Here is a 13409-nt window from a genome sequence, read left to right on the forward strand (position 1 = left end):
TCAACAAATAAAACTTGACAAGTGCAAACAATCGTTTAAAATTAAAATTATGATTGATTTTCACACGCACACAGTCTTTAGCGATGGCGAGCTTATACCATCTGAGTTAGTAAAAAGAGCAAAAGACAAAGGCTATAGGGCAATTGCAATTACAGACCATGCTGATTTTTCAAACTTAGAAATAATTTTAAATAACATAAAAAAAGTAACATATGGGCTTGAAAAATACTATGGTTTATATGTTTTCTGTGGCGTAGAAATAACGCATGTGCCACCACAGCTAATAAAAAACACCATTTTGTCTGCAAGGCAACTAGGAGCTGAAATTGTTGTAGTGCATGGCGAAAGCCCCGTTGAAAATGTAGCTAAATCAACAAATATATATGCTATAGCAAGTTTTTGCGATATTTTGGCACACCCCGGATTAATTGGTCAAAAGGAAGTAGAACTTGCAGTAAAAAACAATGTATATTTAGAAATTACTGCAAGGAGCGGTCATAGTTTAACAAATGGTCATGTTTTTCAAATGTCAAAAAAATACAATGCGAAATGTGTAATTGATACAGACACGCACTCTCCATATGATCTTATTGATATCAATTTTGCAAAGACTATACTATATGGTTGCGGTATGAATGAAAATGAAGTTAATGAAGCGTTTTATAATTCAGAAGTGTTATTAGAAAAAATTTTAAAAAGGAGATTTATGTGCTCAAAAAAATAAGTGCTTTTTTGCTGTTATTAACAATTTTTTCTGTGTACTCTTGTTCTGGTACTAAACATATTAAATTAACTGTGGAAGAAAAACCATCGCCCATAGCAAAACAAACAAGTATTGTTAGCCCGCCCGTAAAAGTAGAAAAAATTTACAGCATAGGTCCTGTATCTTATAGGGCAAAAATTTTTATTTACGATGATATGATATATATTGGAAGCACAAATAAAAACCTCTATATGATAAACTTAAAAAACCTAGATGCTAAGAAGTTTGATATAAAAGAACCTATAGAAGCAGAAGTTTATGCTGATAATTACATATATGTTGGCACAAAAAAAGGTCAACTTTTCAAGATAGACTACAAAGATAATATTGTATGGAAAAAACAATTTGAATTTCCTATCGTTGGCAGTATAGTAGAAAATGATGGCTATCTTTATATAACTACTACAAACAATACACTATATAAAATAGACAAACTCGATGGCAAGACAGTATGGAAGTTTCACAGAAATACAGCTCCAATGAGCGTAAAAGGCTTTAGCATACCTGTATTTACAAACGACGCCATCTATATTGGCTTTGACAACGGTATGCTTTATAAATTGACTAAAGATGGTGATGAAATCTGGCAAGTAAAGGTGGGTAAAGGAGAGCTTTTTGTGGATGTTGACTCGAAAGCCAAATTGACAAATTCTAATGTTTATGCAACAAGCACAACCGGATATACACAAGCTATATCAATTGATAAAGCAATGCCTGTTTGGTCAAAAGAAATATCTAGCTTTGCAAACCCCCAAATCTCACCTTTTGCACTGTTTGTTGCAAATGAAAAAGGTGGCGTAGAAGCACTTGATCCTCAAAGCGGCAGTACTATCTGGAGTAAAACCCTTAGCTACAATTACGATGTTTATTCAATGTATTTATCTGGCAATGATTATTTGTTTTGCTTGCTTTCAAATGGTAGATTAGTGGTACTTAATGCGCTAAATGGCAAAATTATGCAGATATTTAATTTAGGCGGCACTTTTGACTCAAAATTTACTTACTACAAAAATGCCCTTTATATAATCTCAAGAAATGGCAGCATTTATAAAATTTATTGAAAGGTAACAAAATGCAAAATAATAATGATGAACAAAAACCAAACAAAAATAACAACTACCAAAATTTAATAAAATTTTCCCTGTTTTACTTGCTGATTGGGCTTTTAGCAATTTACTTTTACCAAAGCTTTTTTGCCATTCAGAAAAAAACACTTAGTTACTCAGAATTTAAGACACTTGTTGCTAAAAATAGAATAATAAGCTGTGACATTTCGTCTCAATACATAAAAGGCGAGTATTTAAACGACAAAAACAAAAAAGAACAATTCGTAACAGTTTCGGTAAAAGACCCTAACTTAGTAAAGGACCTTGAAGAACACCATGTAGATTTTAGTGGCACAATTACAAATACATGGCTAACAAATTTGATTTTTGGTTGGATTTTGCCGTTTGGGTTGTTGTTTTTTTTGTGGTGGTTTATGACAAAAAAAATAAGAGGTTCAAGCGGTTCTATCTTTGGCTTTGGCAAAGGTAGGTTTAAGGTTTACCTAAATAAACGCCCAGATGTGAAGTTTTCTGATGTAGCAGGCATTGATGAAGTAAAATATGAAGTAGAAGAAATAGTTGAGTTTCTAAAAAACCCGAGCAAATATCAAAAATTAGGTGGAAGAATACCAAAAGGTGTTTTGCTTGTAGGCGCTCCAGGAACTGGCAAAACTCTACTTGCGAAAGCTACAGCTGGGGAAGCAGAAGTGCCATTTTTAAGCATAAGCGGCTCTGAATTTATAGAAATGTTTGTAGGAGTCGGCGCAAGCAGAGTAAGGGATTTGTTCCAAGAAGCTAAAAAACTGGCTCCTTGTATAGTTTTTATTGATGAGATTGATACAATAGGAAAAAGCAGGGCAATCAACACTATGACCTCAAATGACGAGCGGGAGCAAACACTTAATCAATTGCTCGCTGAAATGGATGGGTTTGAATCAAATTTAGGCGTAATTATCATGGCAGCAACAAATAGACCAGAAATACTAGATCCAGCTTTACTTAGACCTGGAAGATTTGACAGGCAAATTATAGTAGATAAGCCAAATGTAACTGGCCGTGAAGCAATCTTTAAGGTGCATGTTAAAAAAGTAAAACTGGATAATGATGTTGATATTAAAAAATTGGCACAGATGACACCTGGACTTGTTGGCGCTGATATAGAAAATATTGTCAATGAAGCTGCATTGTTAGCTGCAAGGGAAAACGGCGAAACGGTAAATATGAGACATTTTGAAGAAGCAATAGAAAGACAAATTGCTGGTTTAAAAAAACAAAACAGGGCAATGCGCGAAGAGGAAAAAAGACGGGTTGCGGTGCACGAATCAGGCCATGCTATCATTGCCTACTTAACACCAAATGCTGACAAAGTGCATAAAATTTCTATTATACCTCGTGGTGTTGCAGCACTTGGATATACCCAACAGTTGCCCACAGACGATAGGTATTTAATCACAAAACAAGAAATGCTAAATATGATAAAGGTGCTTTTTGGCGGAAGAATTGCCGAAGAAATCGTTTTAAAAGATATCTCAACAGGGGCGCAAAACGATCTGTCGCGCGCAACTGATATTGCAAGAAGCATAGTTACAAAATTAGGAATGAGCGAATCTATAGGATTAGTTGTTTTAGAAGATCCAGCAAAATCAAGATTTTTAGGTTCAGAAGGAATATTTGCTCAAAAAGACGAAATAAGCGAAAAAACAAAAGAGACTGTAGATGCAGAAATTAATAAGATATTAAACGATTGCTATAGGCAAGCAAAGCAAATGCTCGAACAAAATATTGATAAGCTTGAAAAATTAACAAATATACTTTTAGAGAAAGAAGAAATCAATGAAGAAGAGTTAAAAAAAGTTATGGAGAATAAAGATGTATGATTTAAACAAAATTTTAGTGGCAGTTGACTCTAGTCCATATAGCACAAATGCAATAAAGTTTGCGCTTGATTTTGGAAAAAAATTTGATTGCGTTGTGGATGCACTGCATGTAGTAGACACAATGCAACTTGAAGGACCGTTTATTTACGACTTAAGTGGCGTTTTAGGGTTTGAGCCTTTTATTAATTTTAGTGCTGAGCTAAAAAAAACATTGGAAGAAAAAGGCAGAAGTATCTTGCAGGCTTTTTCGGAGATGGCTCAAAACGAAAGCGTAAAGTTTCACTCATTTATAGAAATAGGCATTATACCTATTACAATAGTAGAAACTTCTTATGAGTACGATATGGTTTTTATCGGAAAAAAAGGCGTCAATGCATCATTCGAAAGAGGAATTTTAGGCAGCAATATAGAATCAACTATCAGAAAAATTAAAAAGCCAATTTTTGTTGCAGATAAAGACTTCTACGAGATTAAAAACATCGTGGTGGGTTACGATGGTAGAGATCCTGCCAAAGAAGCTTTAGAACTTGCAAATGTTTGTGCAACAAACCTAAAAGCTAAAATTCATATAGTCAGTGTAAGAAAAGACGAAACAGAAACTTTAGATAATAGCGATTTAAAAATTACATACCTAACTAAACAAAAAAGCGTTGCAGATACATTGATCGAGTACACAAAGAGTCTCAATAATCCGCTTTTGATGCTTGGCGCATACAACAAAAACCGCTTATTAGAAATGATTATAGGCTCAACTACAGAGGCAATCTTGCGAAAAGAATGCAACTTGCCTTTAATTATAGTTAGATAACAATATATTTTAAGCCGTTTCAATTTTGGAAGCGGCTCCAAGACCCAATTCCCTTACGGAAATCTCGCGCATTTCCACTTTTCTTACCTTGCCGGTAACTGTCGTTGGGAAATTATCTACAAATTTTATATATTTTGGCAGTTTGTATCTAGCTATCTTTTCTCTGCAATATTCTTTCACTTCTTCTTCTGTTAATGTATGCCCATCTCTTAGCTTTATCCACACGCAGATTTCTTCTCCGTATTTTTGGTCTGGTACGCCAATTACCTGAGCATCGGCAATGCTTGGGTGAGTATACAAAAATTCTTCTATCTCTCTTGGGTAGATATTTTCGCCACCCCTTATTATCATATCTTTTATGCGCCCTATAATTTTAAAGTAACCATCTTGTGTCATTACAGCCAAGTCACCAGTATGAAGCCATTTAGCCTCGTCAATAGCAGCTTGGGTTGCTTCAATATTATTGTAATATCCGCGCATAACCGAGTATCCTCTTGCACAAAGCTCGCCTTGCTCTCCTGCTTCAACAATTTTACCCGTTTGTGGGTCAATAATTTTAACTTCTAAAAACGGCAATGGTTTTCCAACGGTTTCTACTCTGTATTCAAACGAATCATATGGCGTCGTTTGTGTAATTACTGGACTGCTTTCCGTTTGTCCATAGGCAATAGTTACCTCACTCATATGCATTTGATTATTTACACGCTTCATTACTTCAATTGGACAAGGAGAACCAGCCATTATACCAGTTCTTAGAGAAGTTAAATCAAACCTGCTAAATTCAGGATGTTCTAGTTCTGCTATAAACATTGTAGGCACTCCATGCAAAGCAGTGCATTTTTCTTTCTCAACAGCTGTTAAAGCGGCTATAGGGTCAAAGTATGGCGATGGGATAACAATGCATGAGCCATGAGAAATGCATGTTAAATTGCTCATAACCATACCAAAACAGTGATAAAATGGCACAGGAACACATAATCTATCTTTGTCTGTAAAATTCATAGCTTCACCAACAAAATAACCATTGTTAAGTATATTTATGTGTGTTAAGCAGGCTGCTTTTGGGAAACCAGTGGTGCCAGATGTATATTGAATATTAATAATATCGTCTGGGTCTAGAGCGTTTTCCATATCTTGTAACATTGAATCATCAATTTTTTTGTGCATTTCAACAAAATCATCCCATCTAAACATACCAGAGTATTTTGTTTGAGATATGCAAATAACATTTTTTAAATACGGAAATCTTATAGAATTGAGCCCTGTAGGTTTAGACCCTTTTATAAATGGTGCTACATTGTATAAAATGCTTATATAATCTGATGATTTAAATTCTTCAATTAAAACCAAAGTAGAAGTTTCAGATTGCTTAAGCGCATACTCTAACTCACTTGCTCGATATGCAGGGTTAATTGTCACTAAAATTGCCCCAATTTTTGATGTAGCAAATTGGGTTAAAACCCAAGCTACATTATTAGCAGACCATATAGCTACTCTATCACCTTTTTTAACACCTAGAGCCAAAAAAGCTTTGGCTATTTTATCGACTTCTGCCTTGAATTGCCTATAGTTGTATCTTATGCCTTCTGGTATACTGACTAAACAATCATTATCAGGATACGCATTTACAATTTCATTAAGCATTTCTCCTATAGTTTTAAAAATTAGACTTTTAGAGCTTGTGGAATAATTGTAACTTTTCATATACCCCCCTGCTGTTTATAATGGATTATATGATAATTACATTTGGATTTCAATAATTTTGATATTATATATATAACTTTATTATTTTATTTTTTACTTTACAAAAATTTGAAATTTTGGTATATAAAGTGTAGGTTAATCTCTTAAAAGGGGGCTATTATGAAAAAAACTATACTATCTGCCTTCTTGGTCTTAACACTGGCAACAAGTGCACACGCGAGTGTTTACATAGTTAAAAAAGGTGACACGCTTACAAGTATCGCTCAAAAATTAGGCATACCTCTAGAAAAATTAAAAATTGTAAATCCCGGTGTAAAAAGTTCGGATTTAAACATCGGTCAAAAAATACTACTTCCTTCCGAAAAAACTACTTATGCTAGACAGATGAGTACATCAGGCTTGTCTCAAGCAAAGGTATATGTTGTTGAAAAAGGTGATAGTGCCTATAATATAGCAAAAAAACTAGGTTGTAGTTTAGAGCAACTAAAAAAGCTTAACCCAAATATTGATCTTTCCAACTTAAATATAGGTGATAGGCTTATTTTACCGAATAACACAAAAATAGCTTCAAATACCCAAATAAGCAATATCTATATTGTAAAAAGCGGCGATACAGCCTCTAAAATAGCTGATGAATATAATATTTCTTTATCAGAACTTGCTAAACTAAACCCTCAATTAAATTTGTCCAATATTAATATTGGCGATAGAATTATTGTGCCTACTAGAATGGCTGCCCAGCAAAAGATAGTGCAAAAACAAATACCATTAAACACCGACATATACACTATTGAACCCAAAGATACACTAATTGGTATATCAGAAAAAACTGGCATTAGCATAGATAATATAAAAAAATTTAACTCTAATGTTGATTGGTCAAATTTGCAAATTGGAGAAAAAATAGTTTTAAAAGAACCAAAACAAAGTGAACCTGTATCTCAAAACACTACTGTTGCTGCAACTACAAATGAGCAAGATAACAACTACATAAAATACACCGTAGGTGCTGGTGATACGCTTTATTCTATAGCAAAAGCTTTTTCTACTAAAATTTCTACCTTAAGAAAAATAAACTCTCTATCAAGTAGTAGCCTTTCTGTTGGTCAAATACTATTGGTTCCACCAAAAATTATAGGAACAAATAAACAACCATCAGTTTTAAAGAAAACTGTTAGCGACCAAGCACAAAATCAACCTACTAAAAACTCAAGCGAGAATCAAATTGTAACAAATAACTACGATAAAAACAAAGACTACTCATTATACTTAGATCATTATATTGTTCAAAAAGGGGATACGCTTTATACAATTGCTAAAACATTTGATACAAGCGTAGACGATATTGTATCTTTAAACAATCTACCAAGTAATGAAATTAATATAGGTGAAACTTTATTAATACCTAAAAATAACACTAACTTAGCGAATGCTAAAAATAACTACTCAACCAGCGAATATTCCCTTGTAAATAAAGAAAATACGCTAAATGAACGATTAGTAAAATACGCTAAATTATTTATTGGCGCACCTTACCAGTGGGGTGGTACAAACCTATCGACAGGTGTAGACTGCTCAGGTTTTGTGCAAGATATATTTGCAAAATTTCACATAGAATTGCCTCGCACAAGTTCTGAGCAATTCAACGTAGGAAAACCCGTGTCACTTGCAGACATCAAGCCTGGTGATTTGTTATTCTTTCAAACCTATGCTGGTACCTATCCATCCCATGTGGGCATATACATTGGCGATAATAAATTTATCTCAGCACTGAATCAAAATACAGGTGTTATAATATCTCCACTAGATGGTTATTTTTTAAATAGATTTGTAGGTGCAAGAAGGGTTTTACCATCTCATGAAAAATTTGATTATACTGGGAATAGATCCGGGTAGTAAAACTACTGCTTTTGGCATTGTAGACTGCTTAAACAAAACATTCCACTACGATTTTATAAGATTGCAAAATATAAAAAATTTTGATGATAAAATACATGCAGTCTTTGCAAAAACGCAAGAAGTTATAGAAAACTACGATATAAGCGAAGTTGCTATAGAAGATGTATTTTATTCTGTAAACATAAAATCATCTTTAAAGCTCAGCGAGGTAAAAGGCTCTATTTTGGCAGCTGTAAAAAATGCCCATATTAATATTGTTCATTATTCTACAAGAGAAATAAAACAGGCAATATCTGGGTACGGCGCTGCTTCAAAAACTCAACTAAAATTTATCGTTGAGAAGATATTCAATACAAAATTAGATAAATTGCCATTGGATGTATCAGATGCTATATCAATAGCCCTAGCGCATTGCAGCTACAAGCATACCACAAGCCGCATTAATTGACTCGCCTTTAGATTTTCTTACCGTAACAAACATGTTTTTGTCCCTTAGCTGTTTGGCAAAATTCTCTATAGTTTGAGCATCGCTTGGATAAAGATTTTCGCTGTATAAATGTTTGTTTAGAGGTATTAAATTAAGCTTGCATTTAATGGGCTTCAATAATTTAATTAGGTTCTTGATGTCTTCTTGTGTATCATTAAACTCTTTAATCATTATGTACTCAAATGTTAGCCTTTTTCGCTCAGGCAGAGGAAAATCTTTTGCAGAATTTATCAGCTCTTCAATTGGATAAGAGTTGTTAATGGGCATCAAATAGTTTCTTTTTAAATTATCAGCAGCATTTAAAGATATAGCCAAATTAATATAAGCTAAATCTTTTTTAAGCTCTTCAATTTTTGGCACAATTCCGCAAGTAGATACAGTAATTCTTCTGCGTGAAATGCTTAAACCGTGCTCATTATTTATTATCAAAATAGCTCTTATTACATTCTCATAATTATCAAGTGGCTCACCCATTCCCATAAATACGATATTAGGGGTCCTGTGGGTTTCTTTTTTAATTTGATTATAAATATATCTTACTTGATAAACAATTTCCCATGTTTGCAAATTTCTAATAAAGCCTAACTTTGCTGTGGCACAAAATTTACAATTCATCTTGCAACCGACTTGAGTTGAAACACAAATGGTATTTTTCCCTTCTTTCATTGGTATTAAAACTGATTCTATAGCTTGACCATCTAATAATTTAAATAAAAACTTTGTTGTGCCATCAGTATCTTTTATTGGACTAGACTCAAGCTTGGGAATAAATAATTTTTCACTTAACATGTTTCTATCTAATTTCTTTAAAACACTAATATCTAAAAATTCATCAAAACCTTTGGCATATATAAAATTAAATAGCTGTCTAGCTCTATACCTGTCAAATCCTAATTCTAACATATACTCTTCAAGATCAAAAAGCGTAAAATTAAAGAAATTTTGCATTTTTAATCCTTTTTTTATTTTAAACCCATTACAATCTCTATTTTTTCTTTTAACACTTCAGGAGTAAAAGGTTTTACTATATAATTGTTTACACCGGCTTTTAGTGCTTCTAAGATATCTTCTTTTGCCGCTTCGGTTGTAACCATTATAATAGGCACATCATTCCACTCACTCATGCTCCTAATTTTTTTAACAAATGTTAATCCATCCATATTAGGCATGTTCCAATCAGTTATAATAAGGTCAACCTTGTTTTGCGACAGAATATCGAGTGCTTGTTTTCCGTCCTCTGCTTCTAATACATCGCTGCCATACCCAATACGGGAAAGTGTATTTTTAATGATCCTTCTCATTGTAGAAGAATCATCAATAGTTATGATTTTCATTCAATCTCCCCCCTTTGAAAACTATTTACAATATCATCTACTTCTTGGTCTATCTGAGGTTTTTGTGATTCATCAGCAATAGTTTTTGCAACGCGAGCCCTAACCTTGCTGCCTGATGCAAACCAGTTGTTTAGATATTCATGCAATGCTTGAATGACACTGATTACTTTTTCTATCTTTTGTCTTGTAATATCCTGAAACTGCAGTAAATCCATAGAGTCGAATATATAGTTTTTAAGTTCTTCATGTGTCTTTTGAATTTCATCAAATATTTTAAGCACATTAGAAAAATACTCGTAGTTTTTATTAACTGAAGCTTTTGGAAATGCACTGACAAATAAATCCATAAATTTCTTGTGTTCGTCTAGGTAGGGCTTAACTTTCTTAAGCTCTGCATCCATTGCATCTATTCTGCTTACTGCGTTTTCTAGCAGCTCAAACAGCTGGTTGACTTTTTCTTCACTTTCTTTTGTAATTTCATCAAGCTTATCTACTACCCTGTGGTCTTCTGGTGGATAGACTTTTCCTTGTAGATGCTCTTGATTTTCTTGTTCTTTTTCTTTTATTTTTGGTTCTTCTTCTATCTTTGGCTCAAGCATTTGCGTATTGTTTTGCTCAAACTTATCTAGCATATCTTCTATATCTTCTTTTTTGGCTGAATTAAAACTTGAAAGCAGTTTATCAATTTCATCTTGTGTGCCCATTATCCCTCCTTTGACGCCTTCTTTATCGATACCTGTACAGCAAAATTGCCAAGTTCAGTCTCAAATGGAATAACTATTGTAGGAATACCTTTTACAGAACTAATAGCAAGATCTTTGCCTACAATAATATTAGGTACAGAGATTTTCATACGAATATTCTTTTCATAGAAGATCTTTTTTACCCTTCCTGCAATTATATTTGTTAATTCGCCTATTGCATCCCTTGTATCAGCAGAAAGCCCAAGCACTTCTTCACCTACAAATTTAGAGACTATCTTAAGCGCAGTCTGTTTGGGTAAAGAAAAAGCAATAGAGCCTACCGCTTCACCCGTTAGGCCAATAAGCCCGGTTATATCAAAGAGCGGTTCATCTGATTGCTTTACATATGGTTTAGATAGCTTTGGCTTAACACCTAATATTTCGTCTAGCACTTCTGTTGCTGCTGTTATGAAAGGATTGATCCAATCTGCACTAATAGCTGACATTCAAACTCCTATTTGACATTATTTGTAACTGCCCTTACAAACTCTTCTGCTATAAACTTGGTGCAGAAATCATCTGCGCCTACTGATTTTGCTTTTGCTAAGTTAGCACCCCCTGAAAGAGAAGTATTAACTACAACAGGCAGTGTTGAAAACCTTGGGTCTTCTTTAATCTTTTTTGTTAGTGTAAAGCCATCCATGTTTGGCATCTCAACATCTGTTATGACAAGGTCTAATAAGGACTTAATATTTCCATTTGAGGTTTCATAGAGTGTGTTTAAAATCTCCCATGCCTCTTGGCCGTCTTTTGTTTCGTAGAGTTTTTCTGTTATAGGCTTTATGGCTTCTTTTATAATCTTTCTTGCTATAGAAGAGTCATCTGCTATTAAGACATTCGCTTTTCTTGATACTTTGTAATTTGATATATCATTTTCTATCTTTTCTACATTTTCTGCTCCAAATATGCCAAGCTCTTCACAGATCTTTTCAAAATCAACAATCAATAGGACTTTTTCTTTGTCTTCATCGTCTATGTTGTTTATCGTTCCTATAATCTTATTTTCATACTGGCTAGAAAGCACATCGTTTGGCGGCTTTATATCGCTCCATGCAAATCTTCTTATCCTTTTTGCTTCATGAACAATAAAGCCTACCGTTACATTGTTGAAATTAGCCACAATGATTTTTTTACTCTTTTCAATTAAAGGGTCTTGTGGTTCTTTGATGTTTAACCATTTAGCTAAGTTTACTATTGGGATTACTTCACCTCTTAAGTTTATCATACCTTCTAGCACATCGGATTTACCATGAACGCTTATTATTTCTTTTGGGTTTGGGTACTTTATTATCTCTTTTATCTTTGATACGTTTATGCCGTATATGTTTTCTTTGGTATAGCTGTCTTTCTCTTCATACATCCTAAAGTCAACAAACTCAACCCTATTTTCGCCTACCCTTAAGACTTCTTTCAAATCATCGTTCATGACTTATACCCACCTTCTTTTAGTATGGTATCAACATCAAGCAAAATAATTAAAGCTTCATCCAGCTTGCCAACGCCTTTAATGTATTTTTGAACATTCTCGTTTACAGTCTCTGGTGAGTTTTCAATGCTTTCTTTATCAATATTGTAGATCTTCTTAATATTGTCTACAAGGAAGCCTACGGTATTTTCTTGCATAGATACCACTATTATCCTGCTGTCTTGAGTGATGTCTTTAAACTTATCAAAGAACTTCTTATTTAAGTCTACTGTAGGTATAATCTTACCCCTTAGATTTATAACCCCAAGCACAAAGTCTTGAGTGTTTGGTATGAAAGTTATGTTTATGGGCTTTATTATTTCAGATACATTTAAGATATCAATACCGTATGTTTCGTTTTCTAAGTTAAAGCCTACCGCTTGAGTGTAATCTGCATCTTGCATATAGCCTACCTCAAAATTTAATCATATTTTCTATTTTCTTGTTTACATTAACCATCGTCATTATTACATGCACTATCTTTTCTAATGCTGAGTATATTGTGCTTATTCTATATGCCAAATCATCCACTACTTTAATTTGCTCGCTTATAGCCAGTGAGTTCTGCGACAAAGACTCACCAATAGAGTTTGATTCTTTTTGGGATTGACTAAATACGTTAGCAAACTCGTTAAAATCCTTTGTTAGTGTTTCTAAAAAGCTGTTTACATTTTCTACGCTTTCAACGGCTTCTTCTATTTTTGTGTTAAAGCTATCAAGAATTTTGTTGATATTTTTTGTCATAGTGTCTGTTTTTGTCGCAAGTTTTCTGATCTCGTCTGCAACTACAGCAAAACCTTTGCCTGCTTCACCAACACGGGCGGCCTCAATTGCAGCATTTAATGCAAGCAGGTTAGTCTGCGTGGCAATATCTGAGATTGAACCAATTACTTCGCTTATCTTTTCTGACGAAACGCTTAGATTTTTTATACTTTCTACGAATGTATTTAAGTTCTCTTTTTTTTCTGCAATGTCTTGGTTGCGTTCGTCTATCTTGGATTTTAATGCGGCATTGTTGTTATTGAAGTGTTCAAAGTCAGCGTTTATAGACAACAGGTGATCGGTCATAGATTTTAGGTTTCCGCTCATTTCTTCAACAGATGCAGCAAATACATTCATTTGCTCCTTAATTCCCAGTACATCGCTTTGGATTATTTTAAAACTGCCATTTGTTGAAGTGCTAAGTAGAGAGTCTTTTACTACACTTTTAGCTAGTTTTGCTATAGTGCTTTTTTTGCTTGATTTATCAAAAGAAGTTGTTATTACGTTATTTTTTTTCATGG

General features: G+C 33.8%; 14 protein-coding genes. 6 read left to right on the top strand and 8 right to left on the bottom strand.

All coding sequences use genetic code 11. The features are described 5' to 3' along the window. Positions 1–49: 49 nt before the first annotated feature. Genes DESAMIL20_RS06735 through DESAMIL20_RS06750 form a run of 4 tightly spaced genes read left to right on the top strand, consistent with a single transcriptional unit; the run spans position 50 to position 4494 of the window. A complete protein-coding gene (locus DESAMIL20_RS06735) occupies positions 50–724 on the top strand; it encodes a histidinol phosphate phosphatase domain-containing protein (protein WP_086034039.1) in 675 nt (224 codons plus the stop codon). Continuing rightward, positions 709–1824, top strand: coding sequence for an outer membrane protein assembly factor BamB family protein (locus DESAMIL20_RS06740; RefSeq protein WP_086034040.1), 1116 nt, complete (start codon positions 709–711; stop codon positions 1822–1824). Before DESAMIL20_RS06735 ends, DESAMIL20_RS06740 begins: the two co-directional genes overlap by 16 nt. 11 nt (positions 1825–1835) lie before the next feature. Then, the gene (gene ftsH, locus DESAMIL20_RS06745) at positions 1836–3686 is read left to right on the top strand and encodes an ATP-dependent zinc metalloprotease FtsH (RefSeq protein ID WP_086034041.1); all 1851 of its coding nucleotides are present in this window, start codon (positions 1836–1838) and stop codon (positions 3684–3686) included. Then, positions 3679–4494, top strand: coding sequence for a universal stress protein (locus DESAMIL20_RS06750; protein ID WP_086034042.1), 816 nt, complete (start codon positions 3679–3681; stop codon positions 4492–4494). Before ftsH ends, DESAMIL20_RS06750 begins: the two co-directional genes overlap by 8 nt. 9 nt (positions 4495–4503) lie before the next feature. On the opposite strand, the gene DESAMIL20_RS06755 is transcribed toward DESAMIL20_RS06750, so the two are convergent. Then, complete coding sequence (locus tag DESAMIL20_RS06755; RefSeq protein ID WP_086034043.1) at positions 4504–6198, bottom strand: AMP-binding protein; 1695 nt, start codon at positions 6196–6198, stop codon at positions 4504–4506. Between the two features lie 159 nt (positions 6199–6357). Between DESAMIL20_RS06755 and DESAMIL20_RS06760 the strand changes: the two genes are divergently transcribed. Both DESAMIL20_RS06760 and ruvC read left to right on the top strand, forming a co-directional pair. Continuing rightward, positions 6358–8094, top strand: coding sequence for a LysM peptidoglycan-binding domain-containing protein (locus DESAMIL20_RS06760; RefSeq protein WP_086034044.1), 1737 nt, complete (start codon positions 6358–6360; stop codon positions 8092–8094). Next, complete coding sequence (gene ruvC, locus DESAMIL20_RS06765) at positions 8057–8545, top strand: crossover junction endodeoxyribonuclease RuvC (protein WP_086034045.1); 489 nt, start codon at positions 8057–8059, stop codon at positions 8543–8545. The genes DESAMIL20_RS06760 and ruvC overlap by 38 nt, the downstream gene beginning before the upstream one ends. On the opposite strand, the gene rlmN is transcribed toward ruvC, so the two are convergent. Genes rlmN through DESAMIL20_RS10800 form a run of 7 tightly spaced genes read right to left on the bottom strand, consistent with a single transcriptional unit; the run spans position 8501 to position 13407 of the window. Next, positions 8501–9532 (bottom strand): dual-specificity RNA methyltransferase RlmN, encoded by a 1032-nt coding sequence (gene rlmN, locus DESAMIL20_RS06770; protein ID WP_086034046.1) that lies wholly within the window; start codon positions 9530–9532, stop codon positions 8501–8503. The two genes, ruvC and rlmN, sit on opposite strands and share 45 nt — an antisense overlap. Positions 9533–9546: 14 nt before the next feature. Further along, positions 9547–9918, bottom strand: a complete 372-nt coding sequence (locus tag DESAMIL20_RS06775) for a response regulator (RefSeq protein ID WP_086034047.1) — start codon at positions 9916–9918, stop codon at positions 9547–9549. Continuing rightward, complete coding sequence (locus DESAMIL20_RS06780; RefSeq protein WP_086034048.1) at positions 9915–10622, bottom strand: protein phosphatase CheZ; 708 nt, start codon at positions 10620–10622, stop codon at positions 9915–9917. Before DESAMIL20_RS06780 ends, DESAMIL20_RS06775 begins: the two co-directional genes overlap by 4 nt. Further along, complete coding sequence (locus DESAMIL20_RS06785) at positions 10622–11107, bottom strand: chemotaxis protein CheX (RefSeq protein WP_086034049.1); 486 nt, start codon at positions 11105–11107, stop codon at positions 10622–10624. The genes DESAMIL20_RS06780 and DESAMIL20_RS06785 overlap by 1 nt, the downstream gene beginning before the upstream one ends. Before the next feature lie 8 nt (positions 11108–11115). Further along, complete coding sequence (locus tag DESAMIL20_RS10795; RefSeq protein ID WP_086034050.1) at positions 11116–12087, bottom strand: chemotaxis protein; 972 nt, start codon at positions 12085–12087, stop codon at positions 11116–11118. Next, positions 12084–12530: a chemotaxis protein CheW gene (locus tag DESAMIL20_RS06795; protein ID WP_086034051.1), complete on the bottom strand. Its 447-nt coding sequence runs from the start codon at positions 12528–12530 to the stop codon at positions 12084–12086. The genes DESAMIL20_RS10795 and DESAMIL20_RS06795 overlap by 4 nt, the downstream gene beginning before the upstream one ends. A 10-nt stretch (positions 12531–12540) precedes the next feature. After that, entirely contained in the window at positions 12541–13407 is an 867-nt protein-coding gene (locus tag DESAMIL20_RS10800) for a methyl-accepting chemotaxis protein (RefSeq protein WP_086034052.1), read from the bottom strand. Positions 13408–13409: the final 2 nt, after the last annotated feature.

The organism is Desulfurella amilsii, assembly GCF_002119425.1.
GTDB classification, from domain to species: Bacteria; Campylobacterota_A; Desulfurellia; order Desulfurellales; family Desulfurellaceae; genus Desulfurella; species Desulfurella amilsii.

Excerpts from the sequence above, each read along its gene's own strand:
- DESAMIL20_RS06780 (WP_086034048.1), bottom strand. The coding sequence starts at position 10,622 with ATGGGCACACAAGATGAAATTGATAAACTGCTTTCAAGTTTTAATTCA.
- DESAMIL20_RS06795 (WP_086034051.1), bottom strand. The coding sequence starts at position 12,530 with ATGCAAGATGCAGATTACACTCAAGCGGTAGGCTTTAACTTAGAAAAC.
- DESAMIL20_RS10795 (WP_086034050.1), bottom strand. The coding sequence starts at position 12,087 with ATGAACGATGATTTGAAAGAAGTCTTAAGGGTAGGCGAAAATAGGGTT.
- DESAMIL20_RS06785 (WP_086034049.1), bottom strand. The coding sequence starts at position 11,107 with ATGTCAGCTATTAGTGCAGATTGGATCAATCCTTTCATAACAGCAGCA.
- DESAMIL20_RS06755 (WP_086034043.1), bottom strand. The coding sequence starts at position 6,198 with ATGAAAAGTTACAATTATTCCACAAGCTCTAAAAGTCTAATTTTTAAA.
- ftsH (WP_086034041.1), top strand. The coding sequence starts at position 1,836 with ATGCAAAATAATAATGATGAACAAAAACCAAACAAAAATAACAACTAC.
- DESAMIL20_RS06760 (WP_086034044.1), top strand. The coding sequence starts at position 6,358 with ATGAAAAAAACTATACTATCTGCCTTCTTGGTCTTAACACTGGCAACA.
- DESAMIL20_RS06775 (WP_086034047.1), bottom strand. The coding sequence starts at position 9,918 with ATGAAAATCATAACTATTGATGATTCTTCTACAATGAGAAGGATCATT.
- ruvC (WP_086034045.1), top strand. The coding sequence starts at position 8,057 with ATGAAAAATTTGATTATACTGGGAATAGATCCGGGTAGTAAAACTACT.
- DESAMIL20_RS06735 (WP_086034039.1), top strand. The coding sequence starts at position 50 with ATGATTGATTTTCACACGCACACAGTCTTTAGCGATGGCGAGCTTATA.
- DESAMIL20_RS10800 (WP_086034052.1), bottom strand. The coding sequence starts at position 13,407 with ATGAAAAAAAATAACGTAATAACAACTTCTTTTGATAAATCAAGCAAA.
- DESAMIL20_RS06750 (WP_086034042.1), top strand. The coding sequence starts at position 3,679 with ATGTATGATTTAAACAAAATTTTAGTGGCAGTTGACTCTAGTCCATAT.
- rlmN (WP_086034046.1), bottom strand. The coding sequence starts at position 9,532 with ATGCAAAATTTCTTTAATTTTACGCTTTTTGATCTTGAAGAGTATATG.